This window comes from Pseudomonas sp. FSL R10-0399 (assembly GCF_009600165.1).
GTDB classification, from domain to species: Bacteria; Pseudomonadota; Gammaproteobacteria; order Pseudomonadales; family Pseudomonadaceae; genus Aquipseudomonas; species Aquipseudomonas helleri.
The window spans coordinates 13,599-33,762 of the sequence record NZ_WIWK01000048.1 but is presented as its reverse complement, the minus strand read 5'-3'; the positions used below and the strand labels follow the sequence as shown (position 1 = coordinate 33,762).

At 59.7% G+C, this 20,164-nt stretch carries 17 protein-coding genes and 1 pseudogene; 5 read left to right on the top strand and 13 right to left on the bottom strand.

Features of this window, described 5'->3' with window-relative positions; all coding sequences use genetic code 11:
- Positions 1-145: 145 nt before the first annotated feature.
- Entirely contained in the window at positions 146-1,831 is a 1,686-nt protein-coding gene (locus tag GHO41_RS15235) for a DUF4153 domain-containing protein (protein WP_153434039.1), read from the top strand.
- A gap of 102 nt (positions 1,832-1,933) precedes the next feature.
- Here GHO41_RS15235 and GHO41_RS15230 read toward each other — a convergent pair whose 3' ends face one another.
- On the bottom strand, positions 1,934-3,130 hold the full coding sequence (locus GHO41_RS15230; RefSeq protein ID WP_153434038.1) for a class I SAM-dependent rRNA methyltransferase: 1,197 nt from the start codon (positions 3,128-3,130) through the stop codon (positions 1,934-1,936).
- Positions 3,131-3,331: 201 nt separating this feature from the next.
- Here GHO41_RS15230 and GHO41_RS15225 point away from each other — a divergent pair, with 201 nt between their 5' ends.
- Positions 3,332-4,144, top strand: coding sequence for an HDOD domain-containing protein (locus GHO41_RS15225; protein WP_178110193.1), 813 nt, complete (start codon positions 3,332-3,334; stop codon positions 4,142-4,144).
- Complete coding sequence (gene mutM / locus GHO41_RS15220; protein ID WP_048385129.1) at positions 4,145-4,957, top strand: bifunctional DNA-formamidopyrimidine glycosylase/DNA-(apurinic or apyrimidinic site) lyase; 813 nt, start codon at positions 4,145-4,147, stop codon at positions 4,955-4,957. It begins immediately after the preceding gene.
- A gap of 92 nt (positions 4,958-5,049) precedes the next feature.
- Here the strand turns inward: mutM and GHO41_RS15215 are convergent, their stop codons facing one another.
- From GHO41_RS15215 to GHO41_RS15195, 5 genes and pseudogenes are all read right to left on the bottom strand, one after another.
- Positions 5,050-5,301: a YfhL family 4Fe-4S dicluster ferredoxin gene (locus GHO41_RS15215; protein WP_003213796.1), complete on the bottom strand. Its 252-nt coding sequence runs from the start codon at positions 5,299-5,301 to the stop codon at positions 5,050-5,052.
- Between the two features lie 99 nt (positions 5,302-5,400).
- On the bottom strand, positions 5,401-5,883 hold the full coding sequence (coaD, locus tag GHO41_RS15210; protein WP_047278434.1) for a pantetheine-phosphate adenylyltransferase: 483 nt from the start codon (positions 5,881-5,883) through the stop codon (positions 5,401-5,403).
- A 115-nt stretch (positions 5,884-5,998) separates the two neighbouring features.
- A pseudogene (locus tag GHO41_RS15205) lies at positions 5,999-7,634 on the bottom strand (GMC family oxidoreductase N-terminal domain-containing protein).
- Positions 7,635-7,667: 33 nt separating this feature from the next.
- On the bottom strand, positions 7,668-8,213 hold the full coding sequence (locus tag GHO41_RS15200; RefSeq protein WP_153434037.1) for a twin-arginine translocation pathway signal protein: 546 nt from the start codon (positions 8,211-8,213) through the stop codon (positions 7,668-7,670).
- A gap of 22 nt (positions 8,214-8,235) precedes the next feature.
- On the bottom strand, positions 8,236-9,666 hold the full coding sequence (locus tag GHO41_RS15195; RefSeq protein WP_153434036.1) for a coniferyl aldehyde dehydrogenase: 1,431 nt from the start codon (positions 9,664-9,666) through the stop codon (positions 8,236-8,238).
- Positions 9,667-9,822: 156 nt separating this feature from the next.
- On the opposite strand from GHO41_RS15195, the gene GHO41_RS15190 reads away from it, so the two are divergent.
- Positions 9,823-10,491, top strand: coding sequence for a TetR/AcrR family transcriptional regulator (locus GHO41_RS15190; RefSeq protein WP_153327139.1), 669 nt, complete (start codon positions 9,823-9,825; stop codon positions 10,489-10,491).
- 30 nt (positions 10,492-10,521) lie between these two features.
- The gene (locus tag GHO41_RS15185) at positions 10,522-11,376 is read left to right on the top strand and encodes a sulfurtransferase (protein WP_153327141.1); all 855 of its coding nucleotides are present in this window, start codon (positions 10,522-10,524) and stop codon (positions 11,374-11,376) included.
- Between the two features lie 439 nt (positions 11,377-11,815).
- Here the strand turns inward: GHO41_RS15185 and GHO41_RS15180 are convergent, their stop codons facing one another.
- The 7 genes from GHO41_RS15180 to GHO41_RS15150 all read right to left on the bottom strand — a co-directional run bounded on the left by GHO41_RS15180 (position 11,816) and on the right by GHO41_RS15150 (position 20,063).
- Positions 11,816-12,085, bottom strand: coding sequence for a hypothetical protein (locus GHO41_RS15180; protein WP_048371007.1), 270 nt, complete (start codon positions 12,083-12,085; stop codon positions 11,816-11,818).
- Between the two features lie 345 nt (positions 12,086-12,430).
- Positions 12,431-13,276, bottom strand: coding sequence for an AraC family transcriptional regulator (locus GHO41_RS15175; protein ID WP_153434035.1), 846 nt, complete (start codon positions 13,274-13,276; stop codon positions 12,431-12,433).
- Positions 13,276-14,271 carry a hydrolase gene (locus GHO41_RS15170; protein ID WP_153434040.1) on the bottom strand — a complete coding sequence of 332 codons (996 nt, stop codon included), beginning with the start codon at positions 14,269-14,271 and terminating at the stop codon, positions 13,276-13,278. Before GHO41_RS15170 ends, GHO41_RS15175 begins: the two co-directional genes overlap by 1 nt.
- Before the next feature lie 44 nt (positions 14,272-14,315).
- Positions 14,316-15,860 carry a pitrilysin family protein gene (locus GHO41_RS15165; RefSeq protein WP_153434034.1) on the bottom strand — a complete coding sequence of 515 codons (1,545 nt, stop codon included), beginning with the start codon at positions 15,858-15,860 and terminating at the stop codon, positions 14,316-14,318.
- Positions 15,853-17,208: a pitrilysin family protein gene (locus tag GHO41_RS15160; protein WP_153434033.1), complete on the bottom strand. Its 1,356-nt coding sequence runs from the start codon at positions 17,206-17,208 to the stop codon at positions 15,853-15,855. The genes GHO41_RS15165 and GHO41_RS15160 overlap by 8 nt, the downstream gene beginning before the upstream one ends.
- An 82-nt stretch (positions 17,209-17,290) precedes the next feature.
- On the bottom strand, positions 17,291-18,724 hold the full coding sequence (locus tag GHO41_RS15155; protein WP_153434032.1) for a pitrilysin family protein: 1,434 nt from the start codon (positions 18,722-18,724) through the stop codon (positions 17,291-17,293).
- Positions 18,717-20,063 (bottom strand): pitrilysin family protein, encoded by a 1,347-nt coding sequence (locus tag GHO41_RS15150; protein ID WP_153434031.1) that lies wholly within the window; start codon positions 20,061-20,063, stop codon positions 18,717-18,719. Before GHO41_RS15150 ends, GHO41_RS15155 begins: the two co-directional genes overlap by 8 nt.
- Between the last annotated feature and the right edge of the window lie 101 nt (positions 20,064-20,164).

Here is a 20,164-nt window from a genome sequence, read left to right as displayed (position 1 = left end):
GCCGGTACTTGTATTTCTGTAAGAAAAAACTTTTCTCTGCGTCGCCGCGCTCTAGGCCGGCCATGCCGGGTTTTACCCCCGTCTCTGGGCGTGACTACACTCAGGGGCTACAGTGGCGAACGCTTTCTAAGAATAAGGATGTTGAATGCTGACCCTTAATCGATCCGTTTATGGGTGTCTGGCCATTGGCCTGGTGCAAGGGCTTTTACTGTGGCTGGCCAGTGACATTGCCGAGCCGGGCATCAAATACGCGCTGGTGACCGCCGTGCTGGTGGGCGGGATCAACCTGTTGCTGCTGGGCGACAACGTGCGTCAGCGAGGCGCCGTCTGGCTGGTGCTGGGCCTTACCTGCGTGATGACGGCGATCAGCGCCTGGGTGTTCTGGAAGTACAGCGAAACCTGGCTTTACAGTCACTGGTTGAGCGGTAGCTGGACCTGCTTTGCCGTGGTCATCGCCTACATATGTACGGCGTTTATCTTGAGTTGGCCGACCCGTGAAGGGCGCATGCCGCGCTATGAAGATTTGTTCAGGCATGCCTGGGACACGGTGTTTATCGTGCTGCTGGGCTTGCTGCTGAATGCGGTGTTTTGGGCGTTGCTGCTGTTGTGGGGCAGCCTGTTCAAAATGCTCGGCATCGTGGCGCTGAACAAACTGTTTTTTACCGATGGTTTTGTCTGTGTCAGCTCGGCGGTGGTGTTTGCCCTGGGGCTGCAAATGGGCCGTGATAACGACCGGGTGATTGGTCTGTTGCGTGGCATTTTGCTCACGCTGTGCCGCTTTTTGCTGCCGCTCAGTTCAATGATCGCCATTGTGTTCACGTTTACCTTGCCGTTCAGCGGTCTGGCGCCCATTTGGGACACCGGTTATTCGACGCCGATCATGGTGTGCCTGGTGGCGGCCAACTTGTTCTTGCTCAACGGCGTGTTCCAGGACGGACATCAAAGCAGCGGCTACCCGCTGTGGCTCGTGCGCATGGTGGATCTGTGCCTGCTGTGTTTGCCGGTGCTGGTGGTGCTGGCCGGGTATTCGAGCTGGTTACGCATTGAACAATATGGCCTGACCCCAAGCCGTGTGCTGGCGATGTTGCTGGTGCTGGTGGTGTTTGCCCATTGTGTGGCGGCGGTGTGGGCCGTGTTTGCCTCGAAGTCGGGTTGGCTGGGCAGTTTGCGGGTCAGCAACCCGTGGATCGCGCTGGCGTGCGTGGTGCTGTTGCTGGGCATTCACACGCCGTGGTTCAGCCCGTTGAAGATCAGTGCGCAGAACCAGGTGCAGCGCCTGCTCAACGGTAAAACCCCGGTTGAGACCTTTGATGCCGACACCTTGCGCTATCGCTTGGGCGCGCCGGGCGTGCAGGCGTATGAAGGGTTATTGGCGCAAGTCGAGCGCGGCGAGGTACTCACCGAGCCTGCGCGGGCGGTGCTGCTTAAGCGGCTCAAGGACGTCGAAATCGGCCGCAGCGGGGCTGCGCAGAACGACCGGTTGCTGGAGTGGATCGGCCCTAGCGTGGAAGGCAGCGAGCAGTTCGATGCGCTGGGCATGGCTGGCCATCTGTGCCGGTATCCGGGGTGTGCGATGTGGGCTGTGGATCTGGATCAGGACGGGCAGCTTGAAGTGCTGCAGTTGCCCAAGCAGGAGTGGCCGGGCCCGCTGTACTTTTTCAAGCGCAATGCCCAAGGCAAGTGGCTACGCGCCGGGATGTATGAAATGGACGACAACCCGCTTGAATTGATCAAGAAGATTCGCGAAGGGGAAGTCCAACTGGTGAAACCGCGTTATCAGTCGTTGCAGATCGGCGGTTCGGTGCTGAGCCCGCGGGTGGATAAGCCCTGATGCTAAACCTGTGGGAGCGGGCTTGCTCGCGATGCAGGCGATGCGGTTTTCAGTAAAACCGTGTCGTGCCAATCGCGAGCAAGCCCGCTCCCACAAGGGGGTTTAGGTGTTAGGCAGCAAACGGCAGGTGATGCTCTTGATGTAGCGGGTTTCGACAATCGCCGGGTGCACCGGGTGATCCGGGCCCTGGCCACCGCGTTCGAGCATCTGGATGTTGCGGTCCAGATGGCGGGCGCTGGTCAGCAGGATGTTTTGCAGATCGTCTTCAGGCAAGTGCATCGAGCACGACGCGCTGACCAGAATCCCGTCTTTGTTGAGCAAACGCATGGATTGCTCGTTGAGACGGCGGTAAGCCGCTTCGCCGTTTTTCAGGTCTTTTTTGCGTTTGATGAAGGCCGGCGGGTCCGCCACGATCACGTCAAAGCGCTCTTCGTTGGCTTTGAGCTCGCGCAGGGCTTCGAACACGTCGCCTTCCATGCTGGTGACTTTGTCGGCCACGCCGTTCAGCGCGGCATTGCGATCAACGCCGTCCAGGGCGAACCCCGAGGCATCAACACAGATCACTTCGCTGGCGCCGAACGCCGCTGCCTGCACGCCCCAGCCACCGATGTAGCTGAACAGGTCGAGGACTTTCTTGCCTTTGACGTACGGAGCCAAGCGAGCGCGGTTCATGCGGTGGTCGTAGAACCAGCCGGTTTTCTGGCCTTCCATGACCGGTGCTTCGAACTTGACGCCGTTTTCTTCCAGGGCCACCCACTCCGGTACCAGACCGAAGACGGTTTCGACGTAACGCTCAAGGCCTTCTGCATCGCGGGCTGCCGAGTCGTTCTTGAACAGGATGCCGCGTGGCTTGAGCACTTGAACCAGCGCTGCAACCACGTCGTCTTTGTGGCGTTCCATGGTGGCAGAGGCCAACTGCACCACCAGAATGTCACCGAAACGGTCAACCACCAGGCCTGGCAGCATGTCGGAATCGCCGTACACCAGACGGTAGTAAGGCTTGTCGAACAGACGGTCACGCAGGGACAGGGCCATGTTGAGGCGGTGAACCAGCAGCGACTTGTCCAAGGGCAGCTTGATGTCACGCGACAGCACGCGCGCGCAGATCAGGTTGTTCGGGCTCATGGCCACGATGCCCAGCGGCTTGCCACCTGCGGTTTCGAGCAGCGCTTGGTCACCGGCTTTAAAGCCGTTAAGCGGGGTGGTGGCTACATCAATTTCGTTGCTGTAGACCCACAAGTGGCCGGCGCGCAGGCGTCGATCGGCATTGGCTTTAAGGCGCAGGCTTGGCAGGGACATGAAGTCGCTCCGGGTATTGAAAAGGGCGCGATTATAGCCTTAGACGCCACCTGCAAGCTTGGCTGATTCGCGGTATTGCGTCGGATCGCGCGCCCATTCGCGCAGAAAATTCCGCTAGAATCGCCGCCTATTCCAGAGTGTGCAGACATGCCCCCAGAGCTTTCATCGCAACAGATCAGTCAGGCTTTGCAAGGCATCAGCGTGCCGCCTCAACCGCAAATCATGGTGGATTTGCAGATGGAGCAGTACATGCCGGACCCGGATCTTGAGGTGATTGCGCGCTTGATCGCTCAGGACCCTGGCTTGTCGGGCGCGCTGCTTAAAATCGTCAACTCGCCGTACTACGGTCTGACCAACAAAATCGCTTCGATTCGTCGCGCAGTGACGCTGCTGGGCAGCCGCACGGTGATCAACCTGATCAATGCCCAGTCGATCAAGGGCGAGATGGGTGACGACACCATCGTCACCCTCAATCGTTTCTGGGACACCGCCCAAGACGTTGCCATGACCAGCCTGAGCCTGGCCAAGCGCACCGGCATGTCGGCGCCCGATGAAGCCTATGCGCTGGGCTTGTTTCACGATTGCGGCGTCCCGCTGATGCTCAAGCGCTTCCCGGATTACATGCACGTGCTGGAACAGGGCTACGCCAATGCGGGACCTGGCCGTCGCGTGGTGGACACGGAAAACCGCCACTTCAACACCAACCATGCGGTGGTCGGCTACTACACGGCCAAATCATGGCGCTTGCCGGGGCACCTGACCGAGGCGATTGCCAACCACCACAATGCGCTGGCGATTTTCAGCGACGAGTCCTCGCGCAACGGCCCGCTGAAAAACCTGCTGGCGGTGCTGAAAATGGCCGAGCATATCTGTGCGTCGTCCAAAGTCCTTGGCAACCAGCGCGAAGACCATGAATGGAACAGCATCAGCCATCTGGTGCTGGACTACATTGGTTTGTCCGAGTATGACTTTGAGAACGTGAAAGAAAGTATCCGCGAGTTAGGGGCTGACTAGATGCCTGAATTACCAGAAGTCGAAACCACCCGCCGGGGCATTGCCCCGCACCTTGAAGGGCAGCGGGTCAGCCGGGTCATCGTGCGTGACCGGCGATTGCGCTGGCCGATCCCCGAAGACCTGGATGTGCGTTTGTCCGGGCAGAAAATCGTGCAGGTTGAGCGCCGCGCCAAGTATTTGCTGATCAACGCCGAAGTCGGGACGTTGATCAGCCACTTGGGTATGTCGGGCAATTTGCGTCTGGTCGAGGCGGGCCTGCCGGCGCTCAAGCATGAGCACGTCGACATCGAGCTGGAGTCGGGGCTGGCCTTGCGCTACACCGACCCGCGGCGCTTTGGCGCCATGCTCTGGAGCCTTGACCCGCTGAACCACGAACTGCTGATCAAGCTGGGGCCGGAGCCGTTGACCGACCTGTTTGATGGCGAGCGGTTGTTCCAGCTGTCGCGCAAGCGTTCGATGGCGGTCAAGCCCTTCATCATGGACAACGCGGTGGTGGTGGGCGTGGGCAATATCTATGCGACCGAAGCGCTGTTTGCCGCAGGCATTGACCCGCGCCGCGAGGCCGGGAGCATTTCGCGGGCGCGTTATTTAAAGCTGGCGATTGAGATCAAGCGGATTCTGGCGGCGGCGATAGAGCGGGGCGGTACCACGCTGCGTGACTTTATCGGCGGTGACGGCCAGCCGGGTTATTTCCAGCAGGAACTGTTCGTGTACGGCCGCGCTTACGAGGCGTGCAAGGTCTGCGGTACCGAACTGCGCGAGGTCAAACTGGGCCAGCGAGCCAGCGTGTTCTGCCCACGCTGCCAGAAGTAACCCCAAACCTGTAGGAGCGAGCTTGCCTCGCGATCTTTTGATCTTTAAAAGCGAAAGATCGCGAGGCAAGCTCGCTCCTACAGAGGTAACCCTTACGCCTTACCCGTGATCAGCCGGTATTTTTCCATCAGCTGTTCTTCGGTTTCCGGGTGGGCTTCATCCAGCGGGATGCAGTCAACCGGGCATACCTGCTGGCATTGCGGCTCGTCGTAGTGGCCTACGCACTGGGTGCACAGGTTCGGGTCGATCACGTAGATCTCTTCGCCCTGGGAAATAGCAGCGTTCGGACACTCGGGTTCGCAGACGTCGCAGTTAATGCAATCGTCGGTGATGATCAGGGACATGGGTACTCCGGCCGGGGCGGCTTGCCCGGGCAACTAAAATCGAATGCGGCAATTGTGCCGCATTGGCGCCCGCAGTGCACGCGGGCGCCGCTTCAGCGGTTACTTCTTGCGAAACCGCTCGGTCAGGGCGTCAGCCACAGCCGGGTGGACAAACTTGCTGATATCGCCGCCCAAAGCCGCGATTTCACGGACTAAGGTCGACGATATAAACGAATAGCGCTCGGACGGCGTCAGAAACAGGCTTTCGACGTCCGGTGCCAATTGGCGATTCATGTTCGCCAGCTGAAACTCGTACTCGAAGTCCGACACGGCACGCAGGCCACGCAGAAATACATTGGCGTTCTGTTCTTTGGCGAAGTGCGCAAGCAGCGTCGAGAAGCCGACTACCTCGACATTGGGCAGGTGCTTGGTGACCTCACGCGCCAGCTCAACGCGCTGTTCCAGAGGGAAGAGCGGGTTTTTTTTGGGGCTGGCCGCGACCGCAATGATCACGTGATCGAACAGGCGCGAGGCGCGCTCGACCAGATCGCCATGCCCCTTGGTAATGGGGTCAAATGTACCTGGGTACAACACTCGGTTCATCGCGTCGTCCTGGCGGGAATCCGTTGGGGAGTCGGATGGTATCGCAGCATTCCCGGTCGGCCAAGTCGCCAATTTAAGAAGAAAGCACTATAGACGCCGCCAGTTAACTCCTTTTTCACGGATTTTTAAGCCGTTGGGCCAGCTCTGTCGCGAGTTTTGCGGTGAGTGCATACACCGACAATTGTGGGTTGGCGCCGATGCTGGTGGGGAACAAAGAGCCATCATGGATCGACAGATTGCGTAACTGATGATGGCGCCCAAGGCTGTCGGTGACCGCCAGGTGCGGGTTTTCCCCCATGGCGCAGCCGCCCATCACATGGGCGCTGGCCAGGCGCGTTCGATACCGCTCAAGGCTCAAGTTGTTTATGTGTTCGCGGGTTTCGCCCAGGGTTTTCAGGTAGCGCGCATCGCTGTGCAATGGCATCACCGCGCTGGCCCCGGCGGCAAACTGGATCTCGGCCATGCTGTGGAACGCCCGCCTGAGCCCGTCCCAGCTATACGGCGTGACGCTGTAATCGAGTACGGGGCTGCCGTCTGCGCGTAGCTCGACGTTACCGCCGGGGCTGTCCGGGTGAAAACCGTCGCGCATCAGGGCCAGCATCATGTGGGTGTTGGGCAGTTGTGCCATGTGTTCGGCGTTGGTTTCGCCGTAACCGCCAAACAAGGTGGCGGCCAGCGCCGGGTGCAAGGGCGGGACTTCGAGTTTGTAGCCCATGGGGCCGGTTGCGCCGTCTTGCCACTGAAAATGGTCTGTATAAATCGACTGCGGGGCGCCGTAAAACGGATTGATCGCCGTCGCAAACTGCGCAGCCGAGAAGTTGACCAAGTGCAGAAACGTACGCTTGCCCACTCGCCTGTACGGGTCGGGCGCCTCTGAGCGCAACAGCAGGCCGGGGCTGTTGATGCCGCCGCCGGCCAGCACGTAATGCCGCGCCTTGACCGTAATGGTGCAGCCTGTGGGCGTCACGCTGCGCCTTGACCGTAATGGTGCAGCCTGTGGGCGTCACGCTGCGCCTGTCCATGGCTTGGCACTCCAGGCCGGTGACCTGATCACCTGCAATCAACAAACGCTGGGCGCGGGCCAGATACAGCAACTCGCCGCCGTTTTCGAGGGTCGCGGGGATCGTCGTCACCAGCATCGATTGCTTGGCATTGGTCGGGCAGCCCATACCGCAATAACCGAGGTTCCAGCAGCCGCGCACATTGCGCGGGATCACCTGCCAGCGGTAGCCGAGTTTTTCACAGCCGGTGCGGATCACCTCGTTGTTGGCGTTGGGCGGGATCAACCACGGGGCCACGCCGAGCCGTTGCTCCATCTGCGCAAACCAGGGCGCCATGGACTCTTCGCTGTGGCCGCTGACCGCATGCTCGCGGGCCCAGTGCTCCAGCGTCGGCGCCGGGGTGCGAAAGCTTGAGGTCCAGTTGACCAGGGTAGTCCCGCCCACCGCACGGCCTTGCAGGATGCTGATGGCGCCGTCTTTGCTCATGCGCCCGACGCCTTCCTGATACAGGCTGGTGTAGGCCTCGCCTTCGAGCAGCTTGAAATCGCTGCTGGTCTTGAGCGGTCCTTCTTCGATCAGCAGCACTTTGAAGCCCGCATTACTGAGGATTTCAGCCGTCGTGCCGCCCCCGGCGCCGCTGCCAATAATGGCAATGTCGGCTTCCAGCGTCAGGTCGTTGTCGAGGGTTGAGCCGTTATGGGTTTTCCATCCGCGTGCCAGGCCTTCGCGGAATAGATCGGGTACAGGCATAAGGACGTCTCATGAAAATTATTATTGTGTGAATCAAACCGTCGGCGGGCCGGGATACCCGCAATGGGGCCACAACTCGGGCTTTTCGTAGCCGCTCATCATCACCAGTTGCAGCAGCGAGGCATGGCCCATGCGCAACAGGCTCAAGCTGCTGTTTTGCCAGCGATGCAGGAAGTAGCGGATTTGATCGGGGGTGGTCTTATCCCAACTGCTCCAAAGCCCCGTGAGCGGGCCGCGAGTGACCGGCATGGCCAGCACGTCGAATAGCTGCAAGGTCAGCTTGAGCAGCTCTGGCGAGAGGTGAGCCAGGTTGTTGTCCAGCGTGTGCAAGGTGGCGTCTGTTGCTCCCGGCAGGGAGGTGTGCGAAATGCTGCCCGCCAGCATCACCGGCACCAGCGCCTGTAAAAACACCAGGTCTGTGCTGCGCAGCACCCTGAAACCCCGGGCGCTGAAAGTAGCCGAGCAGCCGCTGAGGCTGGCGCCCAGCCCGGCAGTGGCCAGAAAAGCTGAGGCGCAAAGGCCGACTTTTAAAACGCCACGGCGGGACAGTAGCGTCGGTTCTTCCAGAAATTCCGGCATGGCTTGGTCTCGCCGTTTGAGGCTATCGGATAAACAGCTTTTGAATCAGGCGTACCAGCGACCGGCCATACGGCGGGTAAATCGCCAGCGAACTGTTCCAGCGCTGTTTGCTCAACACCCCTTTGGCGTGGCTGAACGTCAGGAAACCTTCGTGCCCGTGGTAACGCCCCATCCCGCTCTGGCCGATGCCGCCAAACGGCAGGTCGTCGATGGCCACGTGCAGCAGCGTGTCGTTAATGCAGACGCCGCCCGAGTGGGTGTCTTCAATGACGCGCTGTTGTTCGGCCTTGTTGTACCCGAAGTAATAGAGCGCGAGTGGGCGAGGTCTTGAGTTGATGTAGGCAAGCGCTTCATCGAGCGTGCTGTACGAGACAACAGGCAGCAGCGGGCCGAAGATCTCGTCCTCCATGACCTGCATCTGGTCGTTCACATTCAGCAGCAACGCATGGGGCATGCGCCGCCCCTGGCCTTGGGCATAGAGCGGGATCAGCCGGGCGCCTTTTTCGCTGGCGTCTGTTTGCAGGTGTTCAAGCCGCGCCAATTGGCGCTCGCTGATGATGGCGGTGTAGTCCGGGTTGTCGGCCAGCGTTGGATAAAAATCGAGTACGGCCTGGCGGTAAGCCTCGATAAACCCGTCGACCCGCTCGTGCGGTACCAGCACATAGTCGGGCGCGATGCAGGTTTGCCCGGCGTTCAGGGTTTTGCCCCAGGCAATGCGCCGGGCGGCGTCATTGAGCGGCACCTCAGCCGAAACGATCGCAGGGGATTTGCCGCCCAGCTCCAGCGTCACCGGGGTCAGGTTATCGGCCGCGGCACGCATCACCTGCTTGCCGACATGGGTCGAACCCGTGAACAGCAGGTGGTCGAAGGGCAGGCTGGAAAACGCCACGGCAACCTCGGCGTCGCCCAATACCACAGCAACCATGTCCTCGGGGAAAATCCGCCCCATCAGGTCTTTGAGCAAACGGCCGGTGGCGGGCGTGTACTCACTGAGTTTGAGCATCACCCGATTGCCCGCCGCCAAAGCGCCGATCAAAGGCCCCATGGCCAAATACAGCGGGTAGTTCCACGGCACGATCACACCCACCACGCCCACGGGCTGATACACCACTTTGGCGCTGGCGGGCTGGAACATCACCCCCACGTGGCGCCGTGACGGCTTCATCCAGCGTTTGAGGTGTTTGAGGGTGTAGTCAATGCCCTGCAAGCTGGGCATCAGCTCGGCAAACAAGGTTTCGTCGGGGCTGCGGTGGCTGAAGTCCTGGCTGATGGCGTCAATCAACACTTCGCGCTCGCGGCTCAGCAATACTCGCAGGCTCTTCAACCATTGCTGGCGTTGTGCTATTGGTGGGAGCGGATGAGCTGTGTAGGCTTTTCGCTGCAGGGCGAAAAGGTTGTGGAGATCGTCCAAGGCGCTGGAGGAACTGTGGCGGTGGGCACTGTCGGTAGACATCGTTCGCTCCCTGCGGATGTTGGGGGTTCTCGTAAGAGCCAAGATGTTTTTAGAGCCTGCGCTCTATGTTGTCAATTGGGGGTCTGCCACTCGGGCTGTTTGAGCCACGGTGGTTAGGCTTTAAGATGTTTTTCGATATTCATCGAAGACCAATCCATGGCCGCACGATTAAAAACCAGCCAGCGCATCATCAATACCAGCCTGGAGTTGTTTAACCAGCTGGGTGAACGCAATGTCAGCACCAACCACATTGCGGCTCACATGGAGATTTCGCCGGGTAATCTGTATTACCACTTCCCCAACAAGCAGGCGATTATCTCGGTGCTGTTTAGCGAGTACGAGGTGCTGGTGCTGGACTTTCTGCGCCCGCCCGAAGGCCGCCTGCCTGACGTCAGCGACAAGCGCGACTACTTGAAGCACCTGCTCAATGCCATGTGGCGTTACCGCTTTTTGTACCGTGACATTGAACACCTGCTGCTCAGCGACTCTGAACTGGCCGTGCGTTATCGGTGCTTTTCCACGCAATGCCTGGCTCAGGGGCAAGCCATTTATTCGGGGTTTGTGAAGGCGGGCATTCTCGACATGACGCCCCAGCAAATCGAATCGCTGACGCTCAATGCCTGGATCATCCTGACGTCCTGGGTGGGTTTTTTGTGTACCACGCGTGAGAACGCCACCCACCTGTCCGAAGAGGCGCTGACCCGCGGAATCTACCAACTGCTGATACTGGAATCGGGCTATGTAACGCCGCCGTACCGTGCTGCGGTTGATGAGTTGCTCAAGGAATATTACGTTCCATTGCAAAAGACATTGGTCGTACAGTAGCGCTGTTCCCATCCCCCTCAGGAGTTCGCCATGCCCGTTGCGCAACTGATCAGCCCTCAAGCCCTGAACGAACGTCAGGCGCACCCCGGATTGGTCATTCTGGATTGCCGTTTTGCCCTGGAAGACCCGGAATACGGGCACAGCAGTTATGTTGAAGGCCATATTGCCGGTGCGCAATTTGCCGACCTTGAGCGTCACCTCAGCGGCCCGGTGATTAAAGGCGTCACGGGGCGCCATCCGTTGCCTGAACCGTCCGCCTTGCTTGAACAACTGCGGGCATGGGGCATCAATCAAGACAGCGATGTGGTGCTGTATGACGATGGTCCCGGTGCATTTGCGGCCCGTGCGTGGTGGTTGCTGGCGTGGCTGGGCAAGCGCGATGGCGTGTTTATTCTCGATGGCGGGTTAAAGGCTTGGCATGCGGCGGGTTTCAAACTGACCACGGACGAGCCCCATGTTGTGCCTGGCACCTTTGATGGTCAGCCGGATAGCCACTTGGTGCTGAGCGCTGAGCAATTGCAAGCGCGCTTGGGCCAGCCGGGGTTGACCCTGATCGACGCTCGCGCCAAGCCACGTTTTCGCGGCGAGGTTGAGCCGATTGACCCGATTGCCGGGCATATCCCTGGGGCGCAATGTGCGGCGTTCAATGAAAACCTCGACAGCAGCGGGCGCTTCTTGCCAGCCGAGCAACTTAAACAGCGATTTGCCGAACAACTGGCGGGCCGCTCGCCGGATGAACTGGTGGCGTATTGCGGCTCGGGCGTGACGGCGTGCCACAACCTGTTTGCATTGGGATTGGCGGGCTACCCGCTGGGCAAACTCTATGCGGGCTCATGGAGCGAATGGATCAACGACCCGGCACGAGGTGTCGCAACCGGGGACTGACCCCGTAGGAGCGAGCTTGCCTCGCGATCTTTTGATCTTTAAAAGCTCGCGAGGCAAGCTCGCTCCTACACGGTTTTGATGCAGCGATGCGGGCCGCCGACCGCCGCCAAACGTGCAGGCATAACTCCGTAGGAGCGAGCTTGCCTCGCGATCTTTTGATCTTTAAAAGCTCGCGAGACAAGCTCGCTCCTACACGGTTTTGTTGTAGCGATGCGGGCCGCAGACCGCCGCCAAACGTGCAGCCAACACTCCGTAGGAGCGAGCTTGCCTCGCGATCTTTTGATCTTTAAAAGAATCAAAAGCCCCCTCACCCTAGCCCTCTCCCGAAGGAGAGGGAACTGATTGGGGGATGCTGTCGATTGTCGGTGGCCTGTTTGCTACGCCAGCGCGGCGTAGAAGACGGGGCGACAGCTCCTGCACGGTTTTGCCTTCGCGTGAATTATTTTGGTTGCAAACGCCAGCCCAAAACATTGAGCAGATCGCAACCGTCACGCAGCAATATCATTGCGGTGGTGGCTAACTGTTTGAGATCAATGGCATCAGCGTCTTGAACTTCGCGACTGGAGAAGGTTTCCATCATTTGGGTCACAGCCAGTACGCGGGCGGTGGCATTGGCGTGCAATACGTCGAGAGGGGCGTTGCGATCGATGAGCAAGGCGGGGGTAAGGCAGTCGATGGCGGTAAGCGGGATGTATGTCAATTCGTTCATAAGTGCTTCTCCTAAACTCTTCATTCAGGCCACTCACTTTTCGTCGCCAAACAAAAAATGGGTGGCTACCGTGCGCGGGTTGGCGAACCGGGAGAATTTAGGAAACAACCGGCAGACCCGAAGATCTCCCACGCACAGTAGCCATAAAGCATTGCGAGCAAAATACACGCTTAGCCCAATACAACAACCATTAGGTTTCCAAAATTCCATCTCCAGGTCGCCAAACCCGGTCGCCCTTTTAGGCTAACGCTGACTATAGGCGCCACGGCGCAATGGCAGCAATTGGCAAAGCTGTGCGAATAATCCGGCAATTTTGTGGGCACCAAAAATCTGCAACACCGCCGTCTACAGGCTTTGGATGTGCTGTGCACTGGCCGCACGGTAGGCCGCCGGGCCGACGCCGTAGACTTTTTTGAACTGGCGGCTCAAATGGCTTTGGTCGGCAAAACCAAGTTGTGTAGCGACTTGCAGCGGTAAGCAGCCTTGTTGCAACAAGCCGCGGGCATGGGCGATGCGTTGTTGCATCAGCCAGGTGTGCGGCGGCATGCCCGTGGCGCGCTGGAACACGCGGGCAAAGTGGAACGGCGACAAGTTAACCGCCGCCGCCAGTTCTTCCAGCGAGGGCGGTTCGGCCAGTCGCGATTGCAGCAGCTCTTTGGCCTGGCGCACCGCCCGGTGTTCCACCCCCGGCTTGGCCGGCATCGGCAGGCGGGCATGGCGGTTGAGCAGGGCGAGCATCATTTGCCGCCAGAGCGTTTGCTGATGCAGCGCCGACTCCGGGCCTTCGAGCAAATGATGCAGTTGCTGCAACCCGTGAAACAGCTCCGGGTCGTGCAGCAGGGTGTCGTTGAAAGTGGGCAGGTGGGTGCCAGGCAGGTTCAGCTCTTCCAGCAGGCTTTGGATTTGCTCGTTGTCCGGGTAGAACGCACGGTAGCGCCACCCGGCATCGTGGCCTTTGTGGCCGTTATGCACTTCGTCCGGATTGATCAACACCAGTGTGCCGGTGCCAGCCAGGTGCTCTGCGCCGCGATAGCGATAACGCTGGGCGCCGTCCATGATCATGCCGATCACAAAACCATCATGCACATGGGGCACAAAGCGGTGTTCGATGTAGCGCGCGGTGAGCAATTCGACGCCGTTCAACGGCGCCGTTTGCCAAAAGTGGATGGACTCACCTTGCTCCACATTCATTACGCAGACTCAGGCTTGAGGCTGGCCAACCACTGTGGAATGCGCCGCTCCAGGTAGTACCTGGGCGTTCTCGGCGAGCCCTCAACGAAACCCACATGGCCGCCCTTGGAGTGCAGCTCAAGTTCGGTGCAGGCGGACAGTTCGCTGGCTTCGGGAATGCTGTGTTTGAACACAAACGGATCATCCTCGGACTGGATGATCAGTGTGGGCGTTTCAATGGCGCCCAGGAAGTAGCGGCTGGAGGCGCGGCGGTAATAGTCGTCGACGCTCTGATAACCGTTGAGCGGCGCGGTGACCCGGTCGTCGAACTCCCAAAAGGTGCGCAGTTTGCTCAGCGATTTGAGGGTGCCCAGCTTGGCCAGTGTGGCCAGCGCTTCGTGCTTGGCGTCCTGTTGGAACTGACGCTGTTTGATTTTGACGTAGGCCACCATTTCACGCATGAAGTGCGCCTGGTACACCTTGGAGAAGCCCATGCCGATACGGTCGGCGCACTGGTCGAGGCGAAACGGTACCGAGACCGCGACGCCACCTTGCAGGCCGCTGGCGCTGCCCGATTCGCCCAGGTATTTAAGCAGCACGTTGCCGCCCAGTGAGTAACCCACGGCATAGATCGGCGCCAGCGGGTAGCGCGCCCGCAAATGCGCAACGGTCGCGGCCAAGTCTTCACTGGCGCCGGAGTGGTAGCTGCGTGCCAGCAGGTTGGGCTCCCCCGAACACCCGCGCCAGTTCAGGGCTACGCTGGCCCAGCCCTGTTTTGCCAGGGCGCTCTGCTGGCCTGCAATGTAGTGCGAAGCCGAGGAGCCGGTCAGGCCATGCAGCACCAGCACCAGCGGTTCATGGGCTGACGGCGTGCCGTGCCAGTCGAGGTCGAGAAAGTCGCCATCTTCGAGCCACAGGCGCTCGCGTTGATGTTCAACAACAGGTTTGGTGCGCCACAGCGGCCCCCACAGCGTTTGCAAATGAGGGTTGCCGAGGCCAGAAGCTGGTGTGAACAGTTCCACGGATAACGCAGGGGAAGCGAGGGCGCGCACTTAAGTTCTCAGTCGGTGACAGGTATCGGAAAGTGCTTAAGTTGCCACAACGCGGCCTGCGGCCCAAGCAATGTGTGTTGTGCGGTGCTCATCCAATTGGTCGAATTGCACAGCGGCTGGCCGTTGTTTTCACTCATGCTGACCTCGGGCAGAGCTTGCTGGGCAACGCTGGGGCCGAGTGTGAGGGTGACCCAGGCATCGGCGTTCATGTGCCGGTTCATGGCGGCTTTTATCTGTCCGGCGGTCATTTTCTGGATCTCGGTTATTTTGTGAGTGAAGTCCAGGGTCTGGTCGAAACGGTTGATGTCCTCCAGTTCCTTGAGCAGGTTCCTGTTGGTCGCGAGCAGTTGTGGCAGCGCCTGACGCAGGTATTTCTTGATGCTGTCCAGCTGCTCTTGCGTGGGCCCATCCTTGAGGAACTGCTCAAACAACGTTTTGGCATGGGCCAAGGCCTGCTCACTGTAGTGGGGCGGCGTATTGAACTGGGTGATCCAGGCCGTGGCGCCTCGGGCGTGCTCGATATCGGACTGCACCCCGTAGGTGACGCTGTGTTTCTCGCGTAGTTGATTATTTAAAACGCCATTGAACATCACATTGGCTACCTGCAAGGCCAGTGCGTCCGGGTGCTGATTGGGCACAACATTGTGTGCCATGACCAGCAAGGTCTGGCTCGTGCTGTCTTCAATGTGCAGGGTTCTGCCAGCGTTGGCCTGTGTGACAAACCTTTGCGGCGCGGGCAGCGCCGGTCCTTGCGGCAGCGCGTCGGCCAAGGTTCGGCTGAGTAATTTGGCCTGCTCGGGCGTGAGGTCGCCGACGATCACCATCTGCGCGTTGGCTGCGGTATAGGCCCGCTGAAAAAAACTGCGAACCTGTGCGGCTTGCATGTGTTGAAGGCTGTCGTGGGTGCCGTTGACTGAGCGCGATAACGGCTGACCGGGGTACAGCTCTGCGCGAATGCTGGACAGCGCTCGCGCCTGGGCAAAAACTTGCTCAAGCTTGAGGTCTGCCTGCAAGGATTGCCTTATTCGCGACAGGTTCTCCTCGCTGAAAGAGCGCTGTGTCAGGGTTTCGGTAAACAGGCTCAGCACCGGGGCAAGCACCTCGGGTGCGCTCAGGCTTCTGAGGGTCAGGTAGCTTTGCTCGGCATTAATGCCGTGGGTTATTTGCGCGCCGTAACGGTTAAATCCGCGGGCGATCTCGTCGGCGGGTTTGCGCGCCGAATCGACGCTGAACAGGGCCTGGGTCATGGCCGCCAGCCCCGGTGTTTCGCCATCGTAGTAGCTGCCTGCGGCAAAGCTGATTTCCAGGTCGACCATGGGCAAATGATGATTTTCCACAAACAGCACGCGGCTGCCTTGCTTGAGTGTCCACGACTGGATTTGGGGCGTGTGGGGCACGCCTGCGGGTTCTGTGAGTTCGCGCAGAGATTGCAACGGCAATGTGGGGTCGGGGGTTTCTGCTGCACGCACGTAACAGCTCGCCGCTAAAAAAATGCCCGCCAGTGCGAACAGGCAGACGAGGGTACCGCGTGCGATGCGTCGGGCATTATTCATGAGCTGACTCCTCAGGCAGCGCGTAGCTGGTGATTAACCGGTCTGCGACCAGAAAGGTCTGCGCTGTGCGTTGAATGTCTTGCGGGGTGATGGCGTTCAAGGCATCGAGCCGTGCCTGTTCGGTGCGCCAGGACAGCCCGGCCATTTCCAGCATGCCAATCTGCAGGGCGCGGTTTTGCGGCTCATCCTGCTCGAACACGCGCCGTGCCGTGATCTGAGTCCGCGCGCGTTCGAGGTCTTCAAGGCTGGGCGGGGCGGTTTTCAATGAGTCGATAATGGCCAGAATCCGCGTCTGGAGCGCCTTGAGCGTTTCAAGCGAAGCGGCTGTTTCGAGGTTGGGCAGCGCGCTGATGTTGAACAGCTCATCGCCGAGGCTGACCGCCTGGTAATGAACGGTGGTGGTGTCTGCCAAGCCTTCCTTGCGCACCAATAACGACTCGAACAGCGAGCTGTTTGCGCCGCCCAGCATTTCGGAAATCAGCTCCAGTGCCGGTGCTGTTCGCGGGTCTGTTTGAGTGGCGAGGCTCGGCACATTGAAGGCCATGTACAGCACGGGTATTTGCTGGGGGATGTAGTGCGTGATGCTGCGCTCGCCGGGCATCGCCAGGTCGATGGGGGTTGAGCTGTACGGCAGCGCCCGGCGGGCAATAGGGCCGAAATACCGTTCGGCCAGTTGTTTGACCTGCTGGGGGGTGATGTCACCGACGACCACCAGCACCGCGTTGTTGGGGGCATACCAGCGTTGATACCAGCGCTTTACCTCTTCGGTTTGCAGGCGGTCCAGATCATGTCGCCAGCCAATGATCGGGTTGCCTGCGGCGCTGGCCGGCAGGGCCAGGCGCCGCGGGACTTCGATGGCGCGCTTGATGGGGTGGTGATCAGAGGCTTCGGTGCGCTCGTTTTTGATGATTTCACGTTCGCCGCTCCAAACCGTCGCAGACAGGTGAGCCGTGCTCATTTGGTCCGCCAGCATTTCAAAGCTGACACCCAGCGCATGCGGGGGCACGGTATGGAAAAACAGCGTGGCGTCATTCAGGGTCATAGCATTTTGGCTGCCGCCCAGATTCTGCAAAATATGGCCTGACTCGCCTGTGCAGAGCTTGCTGCTGCCATTGAACAGCATGTGTTCCACCGCATGGGACACGCCGGTTTGGCCCGGCTCTTCCTGATTTGACCCGATGCGATACCACAAGTGGGTCAGCACCAGGCTGGCGTTGTGGTCTTCGTAAACAATGATTTTGAGCCCGTTATCGAGTGTGAACTCATGAATGGGCGGTGGGCTGCTGGCCGATGCCAGCAGGGGATGGAGCATGACGCCGAGCAGCAGCCCGGCGATGAGTCTTTTCATGGTGGGTGTCCTGACGAGGGTTCGTCAGGACAGGTTGCGATAAACCCGGGCGGCAGGTGCGTTACATAAGTACGCAATACGCTCAGGGTTGAACGGCTGGCAAGGGGCGTTGTTCGACCGTTGGGCCGAGGCTTGCGACCTTCCATTTATCGGCCCTGGTATAACGATTCATGGCGTCTTTGATGTCTTGTCGCGACAGCTTTTGGGCGTGCATGACCAGCGCGTCGAAATTTCGGGGCAGGTCGTGGGCCCCCATAAGCAGCCATTGTTGAACCATTTGTGCATTGCTGGCGCTGGTCAGCGGCAAGTTGCCTGCCAACCGTCGTTTGACGGCGACCAGTTCCTCTTCGGTGGGACCGTCGCGCAGCCACTCGGCAAACAGCGTTTTGACCAGTGCGAGGGTGGCATCCTGCTGATCGGGGGCGGTTTGCAGGCTGATAGTCCAGGGCCCGCCCGCTTGCCAGAGCGGTATAAAGGCCGAGGCGGCGTAGCTCAGCCCGCGCTTGTGGCGCAGCTCATTGATCAGACGGCTGCTGTTGGAACCGCCGAATATCAGGCTGGCCACTTGTAACGCCACGTAATCCGGGTGGTTCGCCGGTACGCTCGGCTGCGCCAGCATGATCAAGGTCTGGCTGTAGGGGGCTTCGAGGTGTGTATGGCCGGGCGGTGATGTCAGGTCCATGGCCAGTTCAACAGGCGCCAGTGCGGGGCCTTGGGGCAGGGCCTGGCTGATCGCGATGCTCAGGTCTGTGGCTTCATCATTTGAAATGTCCCCCACGATGACCAGCAGCGCGTTGGCCGCGGTGTAGGCGTTTTGATGAAAGCCCCGGACTTTCTCGGCGTCTATCAAGGCCAGGCTCTGGGCGTTACCTTCGACGGGGCGGGCGTAAGGGTGATTGCCATACACCTGTGCATGCAGCGTCTGTTGCAGGCGCGCTGTCGGATTTTGCTGCACCAGTCCGATGGCATTGAGCGCCGACGCTTTGGCGCGCTCGACGGCTGCCGGGGCAAAAGCGGGCTGTGCGATCAGCCGCGTGAACAGGTCAATCGCCGCCTTGCGTGTCTCGCCGTCACTCAGTGTGCGCAGGGTTAACCGCGCTTCATCCTTGTCTACTGACGCCGTCAGTTGTGCGCCCAATTGATCAAACGCCTCGGCGATAGCCTTGGCGTCCATGCCTTCAACGCCCTGGTTCAAGAGCTTCAAGGTCAGGTTCGCCAGCCCTGGTAAATCGCCATCACGGCTGCTGCCCGCCGAGAAACGCACGCTGATATCGACGATGGGCAGCGCGTGGGTCTCAATAAAAAGCACGCGGGTGCGTTCGTGGGTCGCATAGGCACGAATGCTCAGCGGGCGAGCAGCAATTTGACTGTCATCCAGGGTTTGCAAACTCTGCAAGGCCGTTGTTGGGCCTTCTGTTGCCTGTGCCTGAGCGCTCAGGCACAGGTTCAGGAGCAGGGTGGTCATAAACGCTAATCGCGCCAAAGGGTGGCGCGTCGATGTGAAGGCATTAGTCATGTTTTTTCTCCGGCCTTGGCATGTAGGCGGCGCTGAAGCGGTTTTCGGTGAGGTAGGCCGTGGCCAGTTGCTGGATGTCAGCAGGCGTCAGGGTTTGCAGGGCTTGTTCCTGTGCGTCGAGGGTCGACCAGGGCAGCCCGATGCTTTCCAGTTCACCTATTTCGCTGGCCTGTTTCTCGACCTGATCGTGGGCGTACAGGCGTTTGGTGATGATCCTGCGCTTGGCGCGTTCCAGCGTTTGCGCACTGACCGGGGCGGCTTTGAGCGCTTTGAGCTGTGTCCAGATCAAGGCTTCAACCGCCTCCGGTGATTCGGTGCGTGACGGACTGATTTCGGCCCAGATCCTGAGCAGGCCATCGCCCCGGTTCAGCAGGTCGTAATGGGAGTACGTTCCGGCCAGCACGCCTTGTTGATGCATCAGGCTGGCTTTGATGAGCGAACTGTCGCTGCTGGCCAGCAGTTCGTTGAGCAGCAACAGGCCAAAGGCGGTTTGCGGGTCTTGTGCGGTGTTCAAACTGGGCACATTGAAGGCCATCACCAGCTTTGCGTTGGGGCTTGGCAAGCGAAGGTGCAGCCCGCGTCGGCCCAGATGGGTCAGTTCAATCGGGCGCTTGACCGTGGGCAAGGGGCGCGCAGCGATTGCGCCGAACTGCTGGGTCACCTGTGCTTTGGCCTGATCCAGCGTCACATCGCCGACGATGACCAGCACGGCATTGTTGGGCGCATACCAGTCTTGATACCACTGCATGAGCAGCGGGTTGTTCAGCCGGTTGATGTCATGCATCCAGCCCAGTACGGGGTTCTTGTAGGTACTGGCCACATGGCCAATGGTTTTGACCCGCTCATTGAGCAAGTTCCACAGGTTGCTGTCGACTGTCGAACGGCGTTCTCGCTGGATGATCAGCCGTTCGATGTTTAACTGGGCGTCACTCCAGCGTGCGCTGACCATTTGGTCTGCAAGGATTTCGAGTGACACCGCAAGGCGGTTGGTGGCCTGCAACTGTGTGTAAAGCGTTGCATCGGGGCGTGTGATTGCGTTGGCGCTGACGCCCAGCGATTCAAGCACTTTTAACGCTTCGCCCTGGGGCAGTTTGCTGCTGCCTTTGAACACCATGTGTTCCAGAGCATGGGACAAGCCGGTTTGCCCTTCCTGCTCATAACTGGCGCCGACTTTGTACCAAAGCTGCGAGGCCACCACGGGAGCGCGGTGGTCCTCGCGAACAATGACCTTAAGGCCGTTGTCGAGGGTAAACGTGTGGGTAACCGGTGCCGCGTGGGCGCAGGCGGTCGCTGGCAACCACAAGGTGATTAGCCAGCGAAACAAAAGAGAGGATTTCATCCGCAAGGATCCTTGAGTGTTCTGTGAATAAGGTCAGAACAGGTTGGATCAAGGCGGGTACTGCTAGGCGGTATATACGTAGCGCGCCTGGGTCATTCGGG

Bases quoted from the DNA above. Each gene is read 5' to 3' on its own strand.
- GHO41_RS15235 (WP_153434039.1), top strand. From the start codon at position 146: ATGCTGACCCTTAATCGATCCGTTTATGGGTGTCTGGCCATTGGCCTG.
- GHO41_RS15215 (WP_003213796.1), bottom strand. From the start codon at position 5,301: ATGTCCCTGATCATCACCGACGATTGCATTAACTGCGACGTCTGCGAA.
- coaD (WP_047278434.1), bottom strand. From the start codon at position 5,883: ATGAACCGAGTGTTGTACCCAGGTACATTTGACCCCATTACCAAGGGG.
- GHO41_RS15190 (WP_153327139.1), top strand. From the start codon at position 9,823: ATGGCCGCACGATTAAAAACCAGCCAGCGCATCATCAATACCAGCCTG.
- GHO41_RS15180 (WP_048371007.1), bottom strand. From the start codon at position 12,085: ATGAACGAATTGACATACATCCCGCTTACCGCCATCGACTGCCTTACC.
- GHO41_RS15200 (WP_153434037.1), bottom strand. From the start codon at position 8,213: ATGCCGGAATTTCTGGAAGAACCGACGCTACTGTCCCGCCGTGGCGTT.
- GHO41_RS15185 (WP_153327141.1), top strand. From the start codon at position 10,522: ATGCCCGTTGCGCAACTGATCAGCCCTCAAGCCCTGAACGAACGTCAG.
- GHO41_RS15230 (WP_153434038.1), bottom strand. From the start codon at position 3,130: ATGTCCCTGCCAAGCCTGCGCCTTAAAGCCAATGCCGATCGACGCCTG.
- GHO41_RS15175 (WP_153434035.1), bottom strand. From the start codon at position 13,276: ATGAATGTGGAGCAAGGTGAGTCCATCCACTTTTGGCAAACGGCGCCG.
- GHO41_RS15150 (WP_153434031.1), bottom strand. From the start codon at position 20,063: ATGAAATCCTCTCTTTTGTTTCGCTGGCTAATCACCTTGTGGTTGCCA.
- GHO41_RS15165 (WP_153434034.1), bottom strand. From the start codon at position 15,860: ATGAATAATGCCCGACGCATCGCACGCGGTACCCTCGTCTGCCTGTTC.
- GHO41_RS15160 (WP_153434033.1), bottom strand. From the start codon at position 17,208: ATGAAAAGACTCATCGCCGGGCTGCTGCTCGGCGTCATGCTCCATCCC.
- GHO41_RS15195 (WP_153434036.1), bottom strand. From the start codon at position 9,666: ATGTCTACCGACAGTGCCCACCGCCACAGTTCCTCCAGCGCCTTGGAC.
- GHO41_RS15155 (WP_153434032.1), bottom strand. From the start codon at position 18,724: ATGACTAATGCCTTCACATCGACGCGCCACCCTTTGGCGCGATTAGCG.
- mutM (WP_048385129.1), top strand. From the start codon at position 4,145: ATGCCTGAATTACCAGAAGTCGAAACCACCCGCCGGGGCATTGCCCCG.